Genomic DNA, 20,248 nt, shown 5'->3' on the forward strand with positions numbered 1-20,248 from the left:
AAAGGCCAGCGGAGAGGCTTTCAGGGCTCTAATGAAAATAAACCCACAGGGATTTTGACAGGGTCCTGATTTGCTGGACCTCCTGCCGGGAATCTTATGCACTTTTGAAATTAAAACTTAAGCCGAACGCTTAAGTAGCTGTCCTCGAGGAGAGTTATCAGATGGCAAGGTCCATAATTCCAATTCAGGAATTCGGCGGATGATCGTTCCCAGGTTGTCCTTCACGACAACAAAGCGGCCGTCGCCTTCGTCTTCAAGCTCGACAGTCCACTTGTGTTCTTTCATCGCAGGCAAATTACGAAGATGCTCCATGGCTTTTTCAAGCTGCTCTTCCGTCATCGGCTCGCGCTGCTGCTGTTGATTCTGATATTGCTCTTGCCCATTGGCATCACGATCGTGAGTAGAGTCGGACTGAATCGTCTTTCCGATCGAATCAACATGGCGAACTTCATTGTTCGGTATAATGTTGGAAATCAGTCCCTTGATATTCATGCCCAACATATCGGCACATTCCCCCCTCCCCAAAAGGTGCCTGGTGACTTTTTACACCTACACCGCATCATAACCAGACAGAAGTCGTCCCAATATACGACTTCCCTCGACGAAGGAAAGGGTCCTAAACTATTCCAACGGATAGGAGCAAGCATGCAAAAAGCTCTGGCAAAAGAATTAACCTCACTTGTGAACTGGGCTGTGACGGAACTCGGACACGTCATCGAAGCCGAACTGGGTGCCAAGCAGTCTCAGCGAATCGAGAATATCCGCCGCTTTGTGAAGTCCAAAGAAGGCGGACAGCTTAAGGGTTTGCAGAAACTGAAGAACGACATGGAAATTCTTTCGCCCCAGCAGCGCTTTGAGATCGCCCATTCCTTTGCTCTGATGCTGGAGCTGATCAATGCCTGCGAATCTGCGTATCGCACTCACCGCCTGCTGGAAGAAAAGACAGCGCCGCTGAGTGAAGAAGGCCACGCTTATGGGCGCATTATTCATGTGCTGACGGCGCACCCGACGGAATCCCGCAACAGCGACATCATTTTTTACTTCCGCAAGATTCATCAGCTGCTTTTGCAGCGTCTGACCACAGAAAGGCATGATCAGACCGCAGAACTGCATGCACTGCTTCGGATGGCCTGGCAGCTTCCGATGTCCAAGCAGCGAAAGCCCTCAGTCATGAACGAGGCCGAGTACATCTACTCACTGGTGCTTCAAGACGACATCATTGAAATCTATCTGCAACAACGCCATGCCCAGATTCCGTTTTACATCCGCACCTGGGTGGGCGGAGACAAGGACGGACATCCGGGAGTAAATGACAAAACCATGCTGGGAAGCCTTAGTATGTCCCGGGCCCGCCTGCACAGCTGGGTCAAAACACAATTCACTGCTTATCTTGCCGACCTGGCTCCGCTGTCACGATCTGGGTTGCAGCAAAAAAACGACATTCGAAAACTGCAAAGGCACGCTGTGGCTGTAAAAAGAAACCTGATAAAAACCCGTCGTATTTCCACCGGCGATGCCAATCGGGTGCACGCCTTAAGCAAATCAGTCCATGACCTTGCGATGGAACAGCAGAGCATTTTTGGAGCCGAGTCCCCGACCCTGAACCGCATCCGCTATCTGCTAAAAATCTTTCCGGGCCTTGTGGTGCCGCTTGAAATTCGCGAAGACAGCAGCCTGGTGCATGAGGCTTTGGGTGATTCAAGGTCGCGTATGAACATCAGCCGCATGTTAAAGACCCTGGCACGCCTAAGTCCTGACCATAGTCCGCGCAACTATGTGCGTGGCTTTATCTTGAGTCAGTGCGAATCCGCAAAAGACATCGAGGCTGGGATCCAGCTTAGCTCAAAAATGCTAAAAGGCCCCCGACTGCCGGTGGTGCCGCTGTTTGAAAGTTCGCATTCTTTGAAAAACAGTACGGAAATCATAAGCACGTTCCTGGCCGTAAAGAAAAACAAAGCCCTGATCAAAAAGCACTGGTCAGCTCAGCTGGAAGTGATGTTGGGGTATTCTGACTCGGCCAAAGAAAATGGATCCTTCCCGTCTCGATTCCTGATCCAGTCTGCGATGCAGGGGCTTGAGTCCGTCATTGAAAAACAGGGCTTGGTTCCGATCTTCTTCCACGGGTCCGGTGGCAGCATCGAACGCGGTGGCGGTTCGATTCAAGAGCAGACCGAGTGGTGGCCGCTTTCGGCCCTGAAGAATGTTAAGATGACGGTTCAAGGGGAAATGATCTATCGCAGTTACAATTCTCCGGCTATTTTGCAGCGACAACTGAACTTGCTGGTTCAAAACCGCGATGCACGCAAACAGGCCCCGGCAACACGGACTTCAACCATCAACCGCAAAGTCCTGCAGAAGCTGTCAGATTCAATTCAACAAAGCTATCAGCAGACTTTGCAACAGCCGGACTTTCTGGAGCTGATTGAAAAAGCGACGCCCTATTCGTTCATGAAGGACCTGCGCATGGGTTCACGTCCTTCCAAGCGCCAGGGGCCGGTGCAACTTAAAAGCTTGCGCGCCATTCCCTGGGTTCTGTGCTGGACCCAAACCCGCGCCCTGTTCCCGACATGGTGGGGATTGGGAAGTCACTGGAAAGATCTAACAGCTTCAGAGAAGAACCAGTACCGCAGTGCCTTTAAAGAATCCGCGATGTTCCGCAGCTATATCAAGGCCGTGGGTTTCACCTTGGAAAAAATCGAGATGGACGTGTTCTTTATGTATCTGCGCTCTTCACGCTTAAGCAAAGGCACCATCGCTAAATACGAAAACAGCTTCCGCAAAGAGTATGCGGAAGCTGTCAAATGCATCCGGGAAATCGCCCGGGAGAAAAGTCTTTTATGGTACCGCCCGTGGCTTGAAACCAGCATCGGCCTGCGCTCGCCGCTGATTCATCCCTTGAACGTCCTGCAGCTTGTCGCCCTTGAAACCAAAGATATCAAGCTGCTGCGGGAAACAGTCACCGGTGTTGCCAGTGGGATGCTGACTACCGGTTAGTGATGGTGTCGCGAAGCTTGTTAACGTCGATGGCCTTCATGGCAAGGTCTGTGGCTTCGGCGTCAAGTTTCGCCGAATTTTCCAACAGGCCTTCTTTAACCACGACAAGCTCTTCAGGGGTCAAACCGATCTTGTCGAACTTGCCCGCCGCCAGGGCTTCTTTGGCAAGATTCTGGAAGAATTCAGGATCGTTCACCGTCGGACTTAAGCTCTTCAGATAAGCCGTCAATCCGCCCACTTCTTTCAGTTGCTCGCTGATTTCAGCGTCCCCTGTTGTACTCCCACTGTTAAAGTCTTTCCCAGTGTAGCCCCAACGCATGTACGGAGTAATGTAGTCCTCAACCACATCGGCAATTGTCAAAAGAGGATTTTTCTTGTCGCTTTTGTACAGGAGTTCTGCAATCTCCAATGACGGATTGAAGGTGACCTGAACATAGGCTTTGTGCTCGATCTTGTATCCGGCCTTCTTCATGTACTCCAAAGAAGAAATGGTGCCATTCAAACTGTCCTTCGCACTGCTGAGAATCTTTTCACGCTCTGCAAAGAAGACATTGCGGTACGTGTCCTGACGATCACAACCAATGATATTTCTTCCGCCAGTTCCCGCTTCCAGAATATGTTCGTCCGAACAATACATGCCTTTGCTTTTCACGGACTCGATGCCTTTATAAGCCCAGTCGATGGCTTTTTGATCATAAGGCATGACCTTGTCTTTGATGAAAGCCCCCGACACCAAAGATGCGGCATTATCCGTATAATCCATTACCGTGGTAACGACAGACTTTTCCGCGACTGGATTTCCATTCTTACGCTGTTCCAGAGCCTCTTTGATTTCGGCATCCGAATGGTCGACGGAAGAACTGCCTGCGAAGTTATGGCGAAGCCCCAGAACGTGACCCATTTCATGGGCTATCACAGCACGCACATTGTCTTCCTGATCCGGCTGATTCATATCGACTCTCATCCCGCACAGATCGCCATGTTTGAACGAGAACAAATCGTTCTGTCCACCGCCCGTCATGTCTTCTTTTTTGGTGAAAGAGGACGTCATATAAACAAAGCCCCGGAAGGCCTCGCCCGTCAGGGGATCCACCTGGGCATTGGCGTAAGCACCAAACCCGTTATCCCAGTGAATCCAGCGAATCACGATTGAACGGTCTGTTTGCGGATCGGAATCCTTGTAGCCGGTTTCAATCTTCAGAACGTCACGCCCCAGAACGCGGTTCCAGTATGTCACGCCCTCTCTGACTGCTGTCTCCATTTTCTTCGGAACGTTGGCGTCGATCAATACGCGGATGTCACCGGCTTTTTCATCGGTGTTCCAGCGGATGATCTGGGTTTTCATGTTGTCTTCACCTTTCTTGAAGGTGTTGTTGATGAAGAACCCAAAACGATTCTGCGCATCCATGGGCTTGGACTTAAACTCATCGTTCTGAACGTAAGGTTTGATCTCGAAGAAAAGAGTTTTGCTGGTCTCAAACTTTTCAGGCTTTTTCATACCGATCTGTTTCAGCTTTTCTTCGGCCTCCTTGCTTGCGTCGCCCGCTTCACGGGCCTTTTCCACAACACGGATCACCTGCTTCATAAAGATCGAGTTGTTACGCAGGGACAAAGAACTAACGTAAGAATCCTTGATATCCAGATGAGATTCCAGCTTGCGTTCGCCACGTTCGATCACGTCGGAATACGTGTACGGCAGAACTATTTCCATCGAATCCTGTAAATTCATGGACAGGAAGCCCTGACCCATGTCGAACACCACCTGATCGGCGGTTTCATCGACAATTGCAAAACTCTGGATCAGCTGGTCAGCGGTGACAGTCTCGACGACGTCTTTGACGGTCTGATTGAAAATCGCGATGCGATCTCCGCTTCTTTCAAAAGAAATCAACTGAGGGCGGAAGAAGCTGGGCGCAGCGGACCTGGACGACTCGATAACCGTCGGAACCAGCATGAACAGCTTTCCCAAAGAGGACTTTTCAAAGGTCACATGATTTTTACTGACCTTGGCGGATGCCTCGATTTTCCCGGGAGGCAGAGAGTCCTTGACGATGATTTTTTCAGTCTCTTTGCTACAAGCAACCAGCATGGATGAGCAAAGAAGCATGGCAAATGCAGAACGGCTCCAGGACAGCATACGTACTCCCAAATCGATTTAAACCACTTGCCGCCGTCTAAAAACGAGACAGCGAACCCAAAATTGGGTCTAAGCCGGACACCATATCCAACTTAACAGGCTTAAACTTTCAGGAATTACAGCAAAGCAAGAACTGCTCCACGGCTTAGGCTGACATCAGACTGACAGACCAAACGCAAAAAACCCCGTGAACCGAGGCAACCGTATGATCCTAATTATGTTGCGAGGAATCCCAACCCGTAAAGTACCCCAGGAAGACCCATGTCTTCCTGGGTAGGTTGGTACCGAGAGGAAACGGAGGTATCCTCTCAGGTCAAATCCTTATAAAACAATTCTAATATTAACCAATCAGTCTTAGTGCAGAGTTTGGCATCGCGTTGGCTTGAGACAACACTGATGTATTCGCCTGCAATAGAACCTGGTTACGAGTCGTCTCTGCAGTTGCTGCTGCTACGTCTGTATCACGGATACGAGAGTTAGCTGCGGAGATGTTCTCGTGTTGCACACCCAAGTTATCAACTGTGGACTGCAATCTGTTCTGAAGGGCACCAAGATTTGCGCGGTAACCGTTCACTTGAGATTGTGCAGAGTCCACTGCTGCCAGTGCCTCTTGTGCACCTTCTTTGGAAGAGAAGTCGAAACCGTCAATTCCCAAAGAAGACGTGGATGCATTTGTTTCACCGGCGTTGAAGGAGATTCTATCTGCTTCAGGGTCATTGTTGATACCTACCTGGAAGTCGAACTTGTCGCCGGAACCATCCAGAAGTTTTGTTGTACCGAATCTAGTAGTCTGAGTAATACGCTGAGCCTCAGATTTAAGTTGCTGAACCTCTTTATCCAGGAAGCCGCGCTCTGTATCACCGATAGTGTCAGAGGAAGCCTGTACACCCAATTCTCTCATACGAGTCAGGATGTTGGAAATTTCGGACAAACCACCCTCTGCCGTCTGAACCATGGAGATACCATCGTTCGCATTTCGGGAAGCTTGGCCCAGGGATCTGATCTGTGATTTCAAGTTTTCACTGATCGCCAACCCTGCTGCGTCGTCCGCCGCTTTATTGATGCGGGAGCCGGATGCAAGTTGTGACATTGATTTACCGATTTCACGCTGAGAGTTCACCATTGTTCTCTGTGCGTTGATAGCGGATACGTTCGTAGAAATTCTCATTCCCATTTGGGACCTCCATTAAATCGGCCGCCTTATACCTACTTAGGCTAGCCAGTTTGTACACGTTGTTGACCCAAACTTTTGTCTGGCTCTCTCAAGCGAATCTTCGTAAGGCAATCACTCCTTGCGGGTTCCTCGAGAGCTTCGACTTGGTTTGCGTCGTTGCTTCTGACATACCTTTCGGCGAGGTCTTGAAAGGCTTTAGTCGCGTCCAGCACTTCTGGACCATGATCCAGTAAAAGTTGGACTAAGATCCTGAAAAACAGACCAAAACCCTGCCTTTTTCAATACCAAGGTCCAGTCCCACCCAACGTCCAACCCGACCAAAAGAAAGGTGCCTGGTGACTTTTTACACCTACACCGCATCAAAAAGTCAGAATCCGGATCTAAAACGAAGGTCTGAAAGGCTTTGATCTAGGAATTTCATTTGAATGACTACTTATGTATGGGAAGAAACAGATTCATTTGTCATACGGAACTGCCATATCACATCACTGCCAGATGCATTAATCGCGACTGGTTTTCTGTAGAGCCAGAGAATGTTTGGAGAGTGATGACCACGCATCTGCACTTCATACATCTGGCGTTTGGAATTCGAATTCATGCATTTGTATTGATGAGTAACCACTTCCATCTGATTGCCTCAGCACCCGATGGAAATTTAAGTGAAGCAATGCGCTTCTTCATGTCGGAATCCGGAAGAGACCTTCGGACATTCAGCGACCGAATCAACGTCACCTACGGATCAAGGTTTCACCGCAGTCTGCTGTCGAACCAGCTCTACTATCAACATGCCTATAAATACTTATATAGAAATCCGGTCATGGCGGGGCTTTGCGAAAGAGTCGAAGACTATCGATATTCGACATTAAGAAGCCTTCTTGGATTGGAAAAGATGGAAGTTCCCGTATGTGATGACACTCACTGGGAGACCTGGGGCTCACGGTTTGCCACATTAGAGTGGCTAAATACGGATCCCGGACACGAAGATTGGGAAAAGATTCAAAAAGGTCTGAGAAGAAGTATTTTTAAAATCAGCCCCTATAAAAGTCGTCCGTCCCATTTAGAAGTTGACGCGCTGTAGGTGTAAAAAATCACCAGGCACCTTCTAAAAATCCCCGGGGACGGGTGTCCCCGGGGTGGGCTTAAGACGAGGAGTATATGTGGGCGACCCCTCTTCCCGAGAGAAGCCTTATCCCAGAACAGGCTTCTCCCGACATTCCTTAATCGCGAATGTGAATCTTAAAAATTTTGTTTTTTTATAATTAGACCAGTTTCATCGCCACTTGAGGCAACTGGTTGGCTTGTGCCAGTACCGACACCGCCGTATTCTGCAAAATACTTGCAGACGTCATTTCGGCAGTTTCTTTGGCCACGTCGGTGTCACGGATACGAGAATTTGCCGCTGACAAGTTCTCATAGGACACATCCAGGTTACTCACTGCGGACTCCATTCGGGATTGCATCGCACCGAAGTTCGCGCGCATACCCGAGACCTTTTCGATGGCCTTATCCACCGTTTCCAAAGAGTCTCGCGCATCGCCCCTTTCGGCCATCGCAATACCATCAATCCCCAGCGCACTTGAAGTGGCATCAGCATCGAATTCAAATTTGATTACGTTATTCTCATCCGAGTAGGCACCCACCTGGAACTCCATAGCTCCGGCAGAACCATCAAGCATTTTCTTCGTACCGAAGACTGTCGTCTTGGCAATACGATCCGCCTCTTGGATAAGTTGTTGGGTTTCTTTATTTAGGAACTCCCTCTCTGTGTCACTCACAGTATCGGAAGCGGCCTGTACGCCCAGCTCTCGCAGACGCACCAGAATGTTGGAGACCTCATTCAAGCCCCCCTCACTGACCTGAACAAATGAGATGGCATTGTTGGCGTTGTTTCGCGCCTGACCGATACCTTTCAATTGTCCTTTGAAGTTCTCAGAAATCGCCAAGCCCGCGGCGTCGTCGGCCGCATTTACGATACGGCTACCAGAAGCCAATGCCTGTGCGGCATGCTCTGCGCGTTTCTGTTGTTTGGATAGCACGCGTTGTGCTGCGATAGATGCGGTGTTTGTTGCGATTCTTAAGCCCATAGAACCCCCCTTGGGATTAGAGATCCGAGCCGCTGGTTTTTGATGGAATCTAAAATGATCTAAGGTAGCACCACTTACCCTTTGAACACCCGAAATCCGCCTACGTCCCGTGATCTGATTTTGTTTTTAGTAACTCTTAAAACTTTTAAAAAATTTATTTAAGGTTGGAGCCGCCCCTCTTAAGAAACGGTGATTGGACGTTTCTTGAGAGGAGCTTGAGCTTCGAGAGGAGGTATCCTGATTTGATCTGGAGATCCTTTTTAGCTTGCCCAACGTGTACAACAAACTCTTCGGACCTAGGTCCAGAAAACTTTAGCCCAAGGTCTAGGATTTTTTTTGGCGGTTTTGCTAGTGCTTGATTTTACTGGATATTAAGGACTCAAAAATTTTTGACCAAGGTCTAGGTGAGGCCCGACCAAGGGCTAAAAAACGATGTTTTATCGAAGACTTATGTTACACGCATAAAACCCTAAGGTGTTTTACGAACGGCCAGGATGTTGACTCCCGCGGTGGTCGGCGAAGCCATCATCACGCGCTCGACATAGCCGTGCAAAGACTCTTTCTTCACACGTTTATCGTCGTCACTGCCATCACGAGAAGCCCCGTTGCTGGCGTGAACCATGTAAAGCACACCCTTTTCACGAATCAAAAAGCCCATGTGCGAAACATCCAGACGCGTACCGATAGCTTTGCGCAAATCCCAGTTCGGGCGTACCACATGGAAGATGGTCCCAGAGGGGATTTTATCCATCAGCTCAGGACTTTTCAGCAGATCCTCTTTGGCGATATAAGGAAGCTGTCCCAGCTCGGGTTTGAAGTCGCGGCTCATGCCCACAAAAGCCTGCCCCTTCTTTGCAAACCACACGTCTTTCTCAATCCACGTCTGCGACCACTTGGTTTTAGACCCGGCAATAGACCCGGTGATGTCTTTCACAAAGCCGTTTTCGATATTGTTGGGAATCCAGTCGATACTCGGAAAGTGATTGCGCGACTCGTATGACACCACCGCTTTTTCATAGCGAATCTGATTCATCCGAACACGGAACTGCTCCGGAGTCGACGACAACGACAATGCCAGCACTGTTTCCACAAACGTCGTGCAGTCAAAACCATCAAAGCGATAAAGCGGTCCCTGGCTGACATCACCGCCTTGGCCTTCACCCAGAGGATCCACGATGTACGGGCTTTTTTCAGAAAGGAACTGCAAAGCAAACAACGACACACGGTCTTTGCCCTGCCCCTGATTCAATTGCGCTGTTGAGGTGTAAAGGCTTTGCAGGCGCTGCTCTGTCCCGGTGACTTCGGCCAACGCATAAGCCGGCACCATCCCCATAATCAGGGAGGACACAAGCAGTGATCGAAGCAGAGAACGTTTCATAGTCACCTCATGAAAATCCAGCATTCCCCTACAAAGCAAAACGGGGACTCAAAGAGCCCCCGTTTAATTCATTCTCGCCGACAAAAACTGTGTATCACTTTGACACAGCGACATTTAAAGCCGCTACTTCACGGCCTCGCTCATCCAGGCCTCCAGTTCAGAAGCCCCCAGCCACTGGGTTTTGCGCACATCCGCTGCCTTGCGCACCACCATGAAAGACACCGTCGCAGACACTGGTTCCTGCGCAAGTAATCCAATCGCCGCCGCATACACCGACGGGGATTCCGACGGCAGCACATGCCCGGCATTTGCCACCACAATCACACGCACGGGCTTACCTGTGCGCAGATAGTTTTTCAAAGCCACAATCTGATTTTTTAAACGTTCCGAATTTTCCTCGCCCGCCAGAATAAAATCACGAGTCACCGCGTCTGCTTTATAATCCACCTTGGTCAGATCAAAATCTTCCGCCGCGCGGGCAATCGTCACGTATCCCGCCTTGATATCCGCCGTGCGCGGATTTGCGCCGTAGTATTCGGGGTCACTGGCAAGATTCGCATCAACAGTCGCCCCCCAGTGCTTAGTGTAAGCCTGATCACGGAACTGACGAATCCAGAACGGAGCCATCAGCGGATTCATGCGCAGCCAGCCTTCCCAAAGCTCGGCGTTCCTGGCCGCTTCAGGATTAGTTTCAGTGGGAATGCCCAACGGCACAGTTTCAATCACATGCGGGAAAAGTTTTGGATTTAAAAATGCCCCTACGGTCGACGTGTAAGACAACGTGACCGGAACGGCGTCTTTGATTTTCAAAGCCGCAACCAGTTTTTCAATGTCAGAAGAAAAATCCGCAGAACGAATTGTCGAATCGTACAGGAAGTACGGCGTCTCACTTGCTGAAAGGCCTTCAATGGAAAGAGGATGGGCTGGCAATGAAGGCAGCAAAAGATTCCACCCCTGTTCTGCCAGCAGTTGCACCGACCGATCGCCCGCACCAAGGGCGCGGTTGACTCCGGGAAGTAAAATCAAAGTGGAAGAGGCTTTATTGGTTTGGATGTATTCATAGGCAATCACCCTGCCTGTTCCCAAACGAAGATGTTGAACCTTGGCCGCGGCTGTCAGTGATACCAGAAAAACTGAAATGAACAGAGCGATTGTTTTCATGAAGCTGGAAGTAACAAAGGCTCTGGGTGTTGGCAACAGCAAAAAATTAGAGCTTTTAACCTAGTTTTGCTGTTCTTCAAGAATGGATTTTTTTAGCCCCGGGAATCCCCGGCGTTCTCGTGCACTGGCCGCTTCTTCACCCCGGACCACACGATATTCAATGCGATTCTTGGGATCCCCAAAACCGAGCCGCGCCATGGTGTTTTTCTTATTGCGATGATCCATGTATCCCGTGAAGAAATCAAAACGGCCCGCCCCTTTGACTCCACCACCGGCATCGCGAATGACGATGTACCCGTCATGAACTTCACCATTTGGCATCTTTGCACCCACCAGGCGTGGAATGTAAAGCACATCACCCAACTTATAGATTTTCAAATCCGCCGCCGCCGAGAAATAAGGATCCAGACATGCATTGCTGACACCGTAACCGAAAGGACAAGCCTTGGTGTCCGTCACGATAAAACGAGCCACGCCGTCTTTGGTTGAATGATAGTTGTAAGAGGTCGCCACACCATCATCCTCTATCAGGCAGGAACCTTGAAGCAGACACTGGGCATAATCAGAATCACACAGGGTCGTCAGCACACGCCCGTCGGGTGAAAGCAGATCGCGCAGTGATGCAGAAGAGCACTTGTTTTTATCAAGCTGAATTGTGGGTTTGTAGTAAATGGTCGGACTTAACCCCGAACCGTCGCTGGATTTCGAAGCCGCGCAGGCATTAAGCAACAAGGCAGACGCAAGAAGAGCCAGAATCTGAATGGAAATTTTCATATTTAGGCCCTCCTTTGTTCCTGCTATTTATAGCAAACTTCAGAGGGGTTTTCCGACTTGGCAGGAAAAATACAGAGAGCACATGTAAGGCTTACACTGATGGCAAAAGTTTAATCAATGCGCAGAAAGTATTTCAGCAGATAGTCATCGACGATGCGCTGAAAATTGACCTTCTCCAGGGCCTTTTTAAGCTTAGCCGCCTTATCACGATTATGGGTGTTAAAGGCAACGTAAAGCTCTTTGTCTTCCAGGATTCTCTGATTGACAGAAACCCGGCCCACATAGTCCGGATGAGTTCTTGAAATCAGATACCGGGCGTTGTTGATATCCATCAAGGCACCATCAATCTGCCCCAGCGCCACCCGTCTTACGTTGGTGTCGTCACTTTGCACAGATTCGACAGTCAGCACTTTTTCCTTTACCAGACGATTGAACTCCGTGGTGTTACTGTACCCGTCTGTGACTCCCAACTTCTTTCCCTTGAGATCCGGCAGCTTTGACCAGACCAGAGGCTTGCTTCTTTGCTGAATGAAACCCAAAGGAGATTTAAACAAAGGCTCCGAGCGAGTAAAACCCGGCAGCACCTCTTTCCAAGAAGGAAAATAGCCGATCACATCGGGCTGTTCGGCTTTTTTCTGTGTTTGAGTCCAAGGATAGAAGACAAACTCGACACTCACACCGGCCTTGTTGAGAGTGTCTTTCAAAGCCTTTGCTGCCGCTCCGTTTTCGGGACAGCGAGAACAGGTGAAAGGAGGCCATTCCAGTGTCATCACAACCCAGCGTTCCGCATAGGACCGCGAGCTTGTGAGCAGCAGCACTGCCGTCAGAAAGATCGCCTTGATTACATTCATTTAACCTCTACTCCCAAGCCTAGTTTCCTGCTTGTATGTCACTCGCTGATTGAACTAGGAAGACGTATACGATATCACTAAAAATGCATAGGCTAATCAATAAGCATGACATTACGTTTAAGAATTTTCTTATTCAATTTAATCTCCGTCTTTCTTGCGACGTTTGTTGTTGCGCTTATTGGCCTCAAAATTGTCGAATCCACTGTTATCGACAGCACCTATGAACGTCTGACTCAAATCCGTATCAGCAAGACCAGCTCCATTGAAAACTATTTCCGTGATCTGCAAACGGCGATCAATTTGATTTCTTCTCACGAATTGACGGACGATCTGCTGCACGAAAAGAAAGTCGACAGCCTGCCTGAGTTCCGCCGCCTGCTGGACAACTATGTCCTGGACTTCAACATTTACGACATGGCGCTGATCAACAATCAGGGCGTTGTGGTCTACACGACCCGCAAAGACATCGAAGACGGCTCTTCGGTGTCCACCGGTCTGGCACCAGGATCAAAACTCAAGGACATCTACACTTGGGGTGTGAAGGCTCAAGAGGGCTCAACCCTTTTCCTGGACTTCGACAAGGACAGCCTGAACCCCAACTCTGCCACCGGATTTGTTGCCTCTCCGATTTATCGCAACCTGCGCCCCGTTGGTGTTCTGGTCCTGAAAATCTCAATCTCGGAGATCGATCGTATCACCAGTGACAACTTCGCGTGGCCAACCCACGGCATGGGCCAAACGGGCGAGACGCTGATCTACGGTGAAGACTGGAGTCTGCGCAACACCGGAAGATTCCGTGTCGAGGCCAGCCAAGCCGCCCAAGGCAGCCTTGAAGCCGAAGTCCTTTCCTCCAACCGCGGCGATGAAGACATCAAGAAAATTGAAAACCTGAGCGAGGTGCGCGAACTGGGCACCGACTATCGCGGGCAAAAAGTCATTCGTTCCATCGGAAAGATTTATCTGCCCAACGGAGAGCTTTGGTACATCCAGACCAAGATTGACGAAAGCGAAGCCTTTGCCGTTTTGGATCGCATCGCCATTGCCTCCAGTGCTGCGGCTGTTTTGATCTTTATCCTGTTCTTCTTCGCAACCTTTGCCGCCACCGGAAAAGTCGTGGAACCGATCCAGCTTCTGACCGACCGCCTGGAAAAGCTGGGAACAAGCAACCTGACCCAGAAGATCAATTACAATTCCAAAGACGAAATCGGTTTGCTGGTAAGCAAGTACAATCAGCTGGCCGACCGTTTGGAAACCACCACCGTTTCCAAAGAGTTCCTGGACAGTGTCATTCAATCCATCAAGGCCTTCCTGTTCATCGTCAAAGTGAGCCATCACGACGACTGGAGACAGGCGTCGTACATGATCTCCCAGGCCAATGAATCGGCGCTGAAGTTCCTGGGCTATTCCATGAATCAGATTTCCCATGTGGATCTTAAACAACTGATCAACACACAGGAAGAATTCAATAACTACACCTGGCTGCTGCAAACCCGTCACAGTATCGAAGCCGAGATCACGGCTCAGGACGGACGTCGCCTGCCGGTCCTGATGAACTGGGCGGCCCTTCCCAACCGAACCAGCAAAGATCTGACCTTCGTGTTCGTCTGCACCGACATCACCGACCGTATCACCGCAGAAACCGCCCTGATCGAGGCGCGTGAACAGGCCGTGAAAGCATCTCAGGCAAAATCCGAATTCCTGGCTCGTATGAGTCACGAGATCCGCACCCCGCTGAATGCCATCATCGGTATCACCGACATCCTGGCGGAATCCGATTTGAAGCCGGAGCAATCCCAGCTGGTGCGTGTGTGTGCGAATGCCGGTGAAAATCTGCTGGCGCTGATCAACGATATTCTGGATATTTCCAAAATCGAAGCCCGTGAAGTTCGTCTGGAAAAAATCGCATTTGACCTGGAATCAACGACCACGAATATCTGCGACATCCTGAAACAAAAGGCGACGGAAAAAGATCTGAAGTTCTCTTTGAGTGTGAATCTGCCGAAGAACCGCGCTCCTCTGGTCATCGGGGATCCGACCCGTCTGCGCCAGATTCTGTTCAACCTGATCGGGAATGCCATCAAGTTCACCCAGCAAGGCGAGATCGCCGTGTCCTTGGACTTTGACAGCAATTCGCAAAAGTTTGTGCGCTTCACGATCCGTGATACCGGCACCGGGATCCCTAAAGACAAACAACATCTGCTGTTCCAAAGCTTTGTTCAGGCAGACAGTTCCATCACCCGCAAATTCGGCGGCAGCGGACTGGGCCTGACCATTTCAAAAAATCTGGTTGAGCTGATGGGCGGCCGCATCTGGTTCCAGAGTGAAGAAGGCACCGGAAGTTCGTTCTATTTCACAGTTCCTTACGTTCCAACCGAAGCTCCGCGAGAGCTGGCGGCACCGGAAAAAATGCCGGTGGCCGACACCACACCACGAACACCGATGAGTGAACTGACGGTCACCCGTTCTGCGCGCATTCTGGTGGTGGATGACACCGAAGACAACCGCTTCCTGCTTTTGACTTACCTGAAGAAACTGCCCTTTGAAGTTGTGCAGGCCGAAAACGGCAAAGAAGCTGTTGAAAAAGTTCTGGCTGAACCATTTGATTTGATTCTGATGGACATTCAGATGCCGGTGATGGATGGCTATGCGGCCACCCGCAAGATCCGTCAGTGGGAAAAAGACCAGGGCTTAAAACCGATTCCGATCATCGCAGTGAGCGCCAATGCCATGGCTGAAGACATGCAAAAATCCCTGGATGTGGGCTGCAGCGAACACGTCACAAAGCCCATCAAAAAATCAGCCCTGCTGGAAATGATTCAAAGATACCTGGGATAACAGCCTACCAAAATTTAAGGCTGGTCAAAAAGGTTCAGATGCAAGGCGGAGTAGGCCCTCGCAGCGCAGGCGTGCTCCAAGCACGTCGGAGCGAGAAGGCCGCCCGACAACGCAGCAGATGGGCCTTTTTCACCAGCCGGTTAAGCGAAGCGGCCGTTGCGGATGGTGGTGACCTTGTTGCCAAGGATCTCCACGTCACGCTGGTCGTGGGTCACAAGCAAGGTTGGAATTTTCTCGGTCTCAATCACACTTTTCACCAGTTTACGGCTTTCATCGCGCAGCTCCTGATCCAAAGCGGAAAAAGGTTCATCCAGCAAAAGCAAACGAGGCTCGCCCATCAAGGCGCGCGCAATGGCAACACGCTGCTTTTCTCCACCGGAAAGAACCGCCGCCGGCCTTTGCAGGAAGGACTCCATTTTCAGGATTGATGAAAGTTCCTTTAATCGCGCACTGGATTTCGCCGGATCCACTTTGCGGGCCCGGGCCGCAAACATCATGTTTTCTTCAGCACTCAGGTGCGGAAAAAGATCCAAAGTCTGAAACACCACGCCCAAATGACGATCCGGAGTTTTCAGCTTTGCCAGATCCGTCCCCTGATAAGTCCACTTAAATCCCGGGCAGTTCTCAAGCCCCAGCAGGATGCGAAACACCGAGGTTTTTCCAGAGCCCGACGGCCCCCACAACACGGTGACGCCCTCATCCAGGATTTCCCAGGTATCGATGTCCAACTTGAAGTCTCCGTAATCACGGTGCAAATTTTCGACCAAGGACACGGCTGCCTCCCACACATAAAACAAAACAAATCAAACCGGCGACAATAATCAAACTGCTTAAGACGATGGCCTGATTCAGGCGATAACCTGACATCAAAGTTTCCGTCATCATGGCGATGCTAAGATCCCGGTGTGCCAGAATCCGCGATACGGCGAAGTCACCCGCAGCCCAGATCGACGCAATCCCCGCCAGCAACCCCGCACGCCCTGAAAGCTGTGGGAACAGGATTTCTTTAAATATCTGCGCCTTGGAAGCCCCCATGGAATAAGCCACCGTCATCTGATTTTGCAAAGCGTGCAGCTCGCTGTCCCAGCCCATGCGGAACAAACTGTTCAGACTGAGCAACGTCAATGCCACAGGAATTTTGATAAACGGATAGAAACCTTCATTGGGGCCTAAAATCAAAAGACAGAAACAGGCCAAGGAAGTTGACGGCGCCACATAGCCATTGAGGAATCTTTCAAACCAAGCCTTCGGCCAGCAGTAAGCAATCAGCATCAGGCCGGCATAGGATAAAATCCCCACACTCATTCCCAATGTCAGACTGCCAATAAAGTTCCAGATTAGAGCGGACTGCAATTCATAGAAAGTGGAAATCTGCGAAAGTCCTGACAAGAAACCCTGCACATACCCAAACAGATACAAGAAGGAAAGCCCGGCAATAACAATGATCCCAGTTGGTGTTTTCAGCAGACTTAAGTTCGCTGTGCGAGTGCTGTGCACGCCTTTGCCGCGGCTGGCGACAAAGGACAGGGCAAAGATAAACACCGATTGCAGGAAGGCCAGCAAAACCGCATCTCCCCAATTGCTGGAAAGACGGATCTTTTCATAAATCAGAACTTCCACGGTGGTGCCACGCCCACCGCCGACGATCAATGGCACCGCGAAGCTGCCAAAGCAGATCACAAAAATAAACAAACCCAGCAGCCAGAAATCTTTTTTCAGCATCGGGAACAACCCGCGCAGCAGGAACTGCCAGCGGCCCGCCCCTTCGACATAAGCAAGCTCGATCATGCCGCCCAGTTTGTTTTCAATGGTCGACGCCAACAAAACCGCCACCAGGCCGAAATTCATTAATGTGTGCACGATCACAATCCCGGGGATTCCCATCGGGAACGGATCAATCACGTTCAGAGTGGAAAGCAGAATAAAGATCGGCGGCATAAAGTTCGGCAGCAGGCACAGAATCTCAAGCCCCCAGCGAATCCTGGTCCCGCGGGCCGAGTGCAGGGTCAATAAACCCAGCGCCACCCAAAAACCCATGATCAGTGAAAAGACGGAAGAAAAAAATGCCTGCAGGAAGCTGTTCTTAAACGCCCAGACCAGCTCGCCCATGTCGGGCCAGCCGGAAAAACCAAACTGAGTCAGTAAAAACAGGAATGGAAAAATCAGAAACAGCACCAGGCCAATTCTGAGGCACTGGCGCAGGTTCAATTGAGATCGCCCCGGCGGATCTCTGTCCAACGGCGAAGCAGGCGGTCCACTTCGGTGGAAGAAAGAATCTCAACCTGTTGCATGGTTTTGACATTCATCAAAGGAGCAAAGGCGGTGTTTTCCATCACACCCTTCATCACGGGGAACATATAGTTCTTTTCCATGATGATCTTCTGGCCTTCGTTGGAAAGCATCAGATTCACGAACTGCTCAGCCAAATCGCAGTGGCGGCAGAATTCAGGAATGCCCACAAATTCAAACTGCACTGGCAGGGCTTCGCTGAACGGCAAAGCCACATAGTCTTTCTTTTTTTCTTCGATTTCGTGATACAGCGGCGATGTCACATAGGAGTAAACCAATTTGGCCTGCTTGTTGGTGAAAAGACCATATGACGTGGACCATGTCGGGGAAAAGCTATGAACCTGAGTCATCAGCTTTTGCAGATAACGGAAACCCTCTTCCTCGCCCTTGGAACGAATCACCCAGTACAGGAACTGCATCCCCGGCGAACTGGTGCGCGGGTCTTGTAGGGCGATTTTCTTGGCAAGCTCTGGCGCCAGCAAATCATCCAAAGACGATGGCATGCGCATCAGTTCATTTTTGCGGGCAACGAAGGTCAAAGCACCCCAGTCGTAAGGAACAAAGAAGCTGTTAGCCAAGGCTGGTTTCACGGCATCATAGACATCCAGCTGACCCAGGCTAAGTTTTCTCCAGCTTTGCTCAGACACCGCTTTGGAAAGATCAAACTGATCCAGGCCCACCACAACATCCGCACCAAGGCTTTCACCTTCGATTTTCAGACGTTGCAGCAAAATTCCAGAATCACTGCCTTCGATGAACTCCACTTTGCACTTACAGCTTTTTTCAAACAGGTCTTTCAATGCCGGTCCCGGTCCCCAGCGACCGGTGAAGGACGCATAACCAAAGACACGCACAGTGGGAAGTGAACTGTTCGGGGCTGACGTATCCGTGCGGTTCAGCACTGCCAGGAACAGGCCCAAAAATACAACAGTCAGGAAAAGAACAAAGTGCTTCACGCTCTACCACCAAAGTCCGCGACGGCGCTTGAAGAAATAATAGTCAAAGCCCAGACAGCGTCCCGCTCCGACCCAAGCCAGAATCAGGTGAATCGCCAGGAAGGTTTTATACAAATCCTCCATAGCCGGGCCCGAGATAAAGAGCATGGTCACACACAACAGCACCCCAAGGAATGCCACCGGACGAACCACGTATCCGATGATGTAGGAAATAGCGACCGCAAACTCCAGACCCAGAACAATGAAGGCCACAGTCTGCCAGTTGGGAATCATCGTGGAGCTGGCGAAGATTTTAAACCAGTTCGGAGCATGACTGGCCGGAAGCCATTCAGCCATTTGATCCGCAATGCGCGGGCGGGTCAGGAAATCACCACGATATTTCATCAGGGCATGTTCCAGATAATAGTAACCCAGGAAGATTCTTAAAAAAGAGATCGGAAGAAGATGACCTACGTATTTAACGCTCTCAAAGAATGAAACTAACATGAAGCCATTGTGAACTAGACACCCTTCTTAGGGCAAGTCTCCTCGAGAAAGCAATGACTGCACGCAGGTTTTCTCGCCTTACAGACAGCTCGACCATGAGAAATCAGCCAATGAGGTAACATGATCCAATCTTCAACGGGGACGAACTTTGACAGTTGACGCTCAATCATCACCGCGTTGTCAGTCTTTACCCACCCAAAGCGGTTGGCCAATCGGGTCACGTGGGTGTCCACGACGATCCCGCTTGGAATATTAAAGGCATTTCCCAGCACCACATTGGCGGTCTTGCGGCCTACGCCGCCCAGCTCGACCAAAGCCTCGAGATTTTGCGGGACTTCGCCCCCGTGCTTTTCCACCAGGGTGGTCGCACAGGCTTTCAGATTTTTGGCTTTGTTTTTATAAAAACCGGTCGAGCGGATCAGCTCTTCCAGGGATTCGACCGGCGCTTTCGCCATGGCCTTCGGGGTTGGGTATTTCTTAAACAGCGCCGGAGTCACCATATTAACCCGCTCATCCGTGCACTGGGCAGAAAGAACGGTGGCCACCAAAAGCTCAAAGGGATTGGTATAGTTCAGGGCGCAATAAGCGTCAGGGTAATATCTCTTGAGAAGTTCAATAGTTGCAAGAGCCGCCGCCTCTTTGGCAGAGGGCTTTTTTGCCGGGGACTTCTTACTCGCCATCGTTTCCGATTGCCTCAACCGGGCAACCTTCCATCGCTTCTTTGCACAGAGCTTCTTCTTCCGGAGTCTCTGGCTGGCGGGATACGAACGCGTGGCCGTCTTCCTCATGCATAGAGAAGTTCTTTGGCGCCGTCAGAACGCAGGCATCACAAGCAATGCAAGATTGATCCACGAACATCTTGCCGGGCTTATTTTCTTTCCAAGACTGACTTTTCTCTGCCATTACAAACTCCTTAGGGGGGCCAAGCCGCCTTAATATAAGGCTTTTGCCCTTGATGTCAAACCCCCTTCCCGACTTGGGTCGCATTTTTCAGGCCGTCCTATGTTACTCACTGGGTCCCCACCCCGTCCCTCGTATAGTATCTATATATGAGCCCCAGAGGGCCTTTAGGAACAAACCGCAAGTTCCGCAGCAGTAGGTCCCGAAAGGGACCACGTCCGCGAGGATG

The 20,248-nt window shown here is 50.4% G+C and carries 17 protein-coding genes; 3 read left to right on the forward strand and 14 right to left on the reverse strand.

Annotated features, from left to right (window positions below; translation table 11 throughout):
* Positions 1-117 precede the first annotated feature (117 nt).
* Positions 118-501, reverse strand: coding sequence for a flagellar protein FlaG (locus tag ACNQKP_RS01235; protein WP_417862295.1), 384 nt, complete (start codon positions 499-501; stop codon positions 118-120).
* Positions 502-645: 144 nt separating this feature from the next.
* Here ACNQKP_RS01235 and ACNQKP_RS01240 point away from each other — a divergent pair, with 144 nt between their 5' ends.
* Entirely contained in the window at positions 646-2,994 is a 2,349-nt protein-coding gene (locus tag ACNQKP_RS01240) for a phosphoenolpyruvate carboxylase (RefSeq protein WP_417862297.1), read from the forward strand.
* Here the strand turns inward: ACNQKP_RS01240 and ACNQKP_RS01245 are convergent.
* Together ACNQKP_RS01245 and ACNQKP_RS01250 are read right to left on the reverse strand one after the other, a co-directional pair.
* A complete protein-coding gene (locus tag ACNQKP_RS01245) occupies positions 2,984-5,131 on the reverse strand; it encodes a zinc-dependent metalloprotease (RefSeq protein WP_417862299.1) in 2,148 nt (715 codons plus the stop codon). The genes ACNQKP_RS01240 and ACNQKP_RS01245 overlap by 11 nt on opposite strands.
* Positions 5,132-5,471: 340 nt before the next feature.
* Positions 5,472-6,305, reverse strand: a complete 834-nt coding sequence (locus ACNQKP_RS01250; protein WP_417862301.1) for a flagellin — start codon at positions 6,303-6,305, stop codon at positions 5,472-5,474.
* 439 nt (positions 6,306-6,744) lie between these two features.
* Here ACNQKP_RS01250 and ACNQKP_RS01255 point away from each other — a divergent pair, with 439 nt between their 5' ends.
* Positions 6,745-7,383 carry a transposase gene (locus ACNQKP_RS01255; RefSeq protein WP_417864078.1) on the forward strand — a complete coding sequence of 213 codons (639 nt, stop codon included), beginning with the start codon at positions 6,745-6,747 and terminating at the stop codon, positions 7,381-7,383.
* Positions 7,384-7,564: 181 nt separating this feature from the next.
* On the opposite strand, the gene ACNQKP_RS01260 is transcribed toward ACNQKP_RS01255, so the two are convergent.
* The 5 genes from ACNQKP_RS01260 to ACNQKP_RS01280 all read right to left on the reverse strand — a co-directional run bounded on the left by ACNQKP_RS01260 (position 7,565) and on the right by ACNQKP_RS01280 (position 12,553).
* Positions 7,565-8,389 carry a flagellin gene (locus tag ACNQKP_RS01260; RefSeq protein ID WP_417862303.1) on the reverse strand — a complete coding sequence of 275 codons (825 nt, stop codon included), beginning with the start codon at positions 8,387-8,389 and terminating at the stop codon, positions 7,565-7,567.
* 469 nt (positions 8,390-8,858) lie between these two features.
* Positions 8,859-9,767 carry an N-acetylmuramoyl-L-alanine amidase-like domain-containing protein gene (locus tag ACNQKP_RS01265; protein ID WP_417862305.1) on the reverse strand — a complete coding sequence of 303 codons (909 nt, stop codon included), beginning with the start codon at positions 9,765-9,767 and terminating at the stop codon, positions 8,859-8,861.
* 123 nt (positions 9,768-9,890) lie between these two features.
* Positions 9,891-10,928 (reverse strand): alpha/beta fold hydrolase, encoded by a 1,038-nt coding sequence (locus ACNQKP_RS01270; RefSeq protein WP_417862306.1) that lies wholly within the window; start codon positions 10,926-10,928, stop codon positions 9,891-9,893.
* Positions 10,929-10,988: 60 nt separating this feature from the next.
* Positions 10,989-11,702 carry a 3D domain-containing protein gene (locus ACNQKP_RS01275; protein WP_417862308.1) on the reverse strand — a complete coding sequence of 238 codons (714 nt, stop codon included), beginning with the start codon at positions 11,700-11,702 and terminating at the stop codon, positions 10,989-10,991.
* Between the two features lie 110 nt (positions 11,703-11,812).
* On the reverse strand, positions 11,813-12,553 hold the full coding sequence (locus ACNQKP_RS01280; protein ID WP_417862310.1) for a substrate-binding periplasmic protein: 741 nt from the start codon (positions 12,551-12,553) through the stop codon (positions 11,813-11,815).
* 105 nt (positions 12,554-12,658) lie between these two features.
* Here ACNQKP_RS01280 and ACNQKP_RS01285 point away from each other — a divergent pair, with 105 nt between their 5' ends.
* Entirely contained in the window at positions 12,659-15,388 is a 2,730-nt protein-coding gene (locus ACNQKP_RS01285; protein ID WP_417862312.1) for an ATP-binding protein, read from the forward strand.
* 140 nt (positions 15,389-15,528) lie between these two features.
* On the opposite strand, the gene ACNQKP_RS01290 is transcribed toward ACNQKP_RS01285, so the two are convergent.
* Genes ACNQKP_RS01290 through ACNQKP_RS01315 form a run of 6 tightly spaced genes read right to left on the reverse strand, consistent with a single transcriptional unit; the run spans position 15,529 to position 20,022 of the window.
* Complete coding sequence (locus tag ACNQKP_RS01290; protein WP_417862314.1) at positions 15,529-16,161, reverse strand: ATP-binding cassette domain-containing protein; 633 nt, start codon at positions 16,159-16,161, stop codon at positions 15,529-15,531.
* Positions 16,133-17,563, reverse strand: a complete 1,431-nt coding sequence (locus ACNQKP_RS01295; RefSeq protein WP_417862316.1) for an ABC transporter permease — start codon at positions 17,561-17,563, stop codon at positions 16,133-16,135. The genes ACNQKP_RS01290 and ACNQKP_RS01295 overlap by 29 nt, the downstream gene beginning before the upstream one ends.
* Before the next feature lie 29 nt (positions 17,564-17,592).
* Positions 17,593-18,633, reverse strand: a complete 1,041-nt coding sequence (locus tag ACNQKP_RS01300) for a thiamine ABC transporter substrate-binding protein (protein ID WP_417862318.1) — start codon at positions 18,631-18,633, stop codon at positions 17,593-17,595.
* A 3-nt stretch (positions 18,634-18,636) separates the two neighbouring features.
* Positions 18,637-19,119, reverse strand: coding sequence for a DoxX family membrane protein (locus ACNQKP_RS01305; protein WP_417862320.1), 483 nt, complete (start codon positions 19,117-19,119; stop codon positions 18,637-18,639).
* Positions 19,120-19,133: 14 nt separating this feature from the next.
* Positions 19,134-19,799 carry an endonuclease III gene (gene nth, locus ACNQKP_RS01310; protein ID WP_088566288.1) on the reverse strand — a complete coding sequence of 222 codons (666 nt, stop codon included), beginning with the start codon at positions 19,797-19,799 and terminating at the stop codon, positions 19,134-19,136.
* Positions 19,789-20,022 (reverse strand): ferredoxin, encoded by a 234-nt coding sequence (locus ACNQKP_RS01315; protein ID WP_011163159.1) that lies wholly within the window; start codon positions 20,020-20,022, stop codon positions 19,789-19,791. Before ACNQKP_RS01315 ends, nth begins: the two co-directional genes overlap by 11 nt.
* Positions 20,023-20,248: the final 226 nt, after the last annotated feature.

Origin of the sequence: Bdellovibrio bacteriovorus (assembly GCF_048286975.1) — a bacterium.
GTDB classification, from domain to species: domain Bacteria; phylum Bdellovibrionota; class Bdellovibrionia; order Bdellovibrionales; family Bdellovibrionaceae; genus Bdellovibrio; species Bdellovibrio bacteriovorus_H.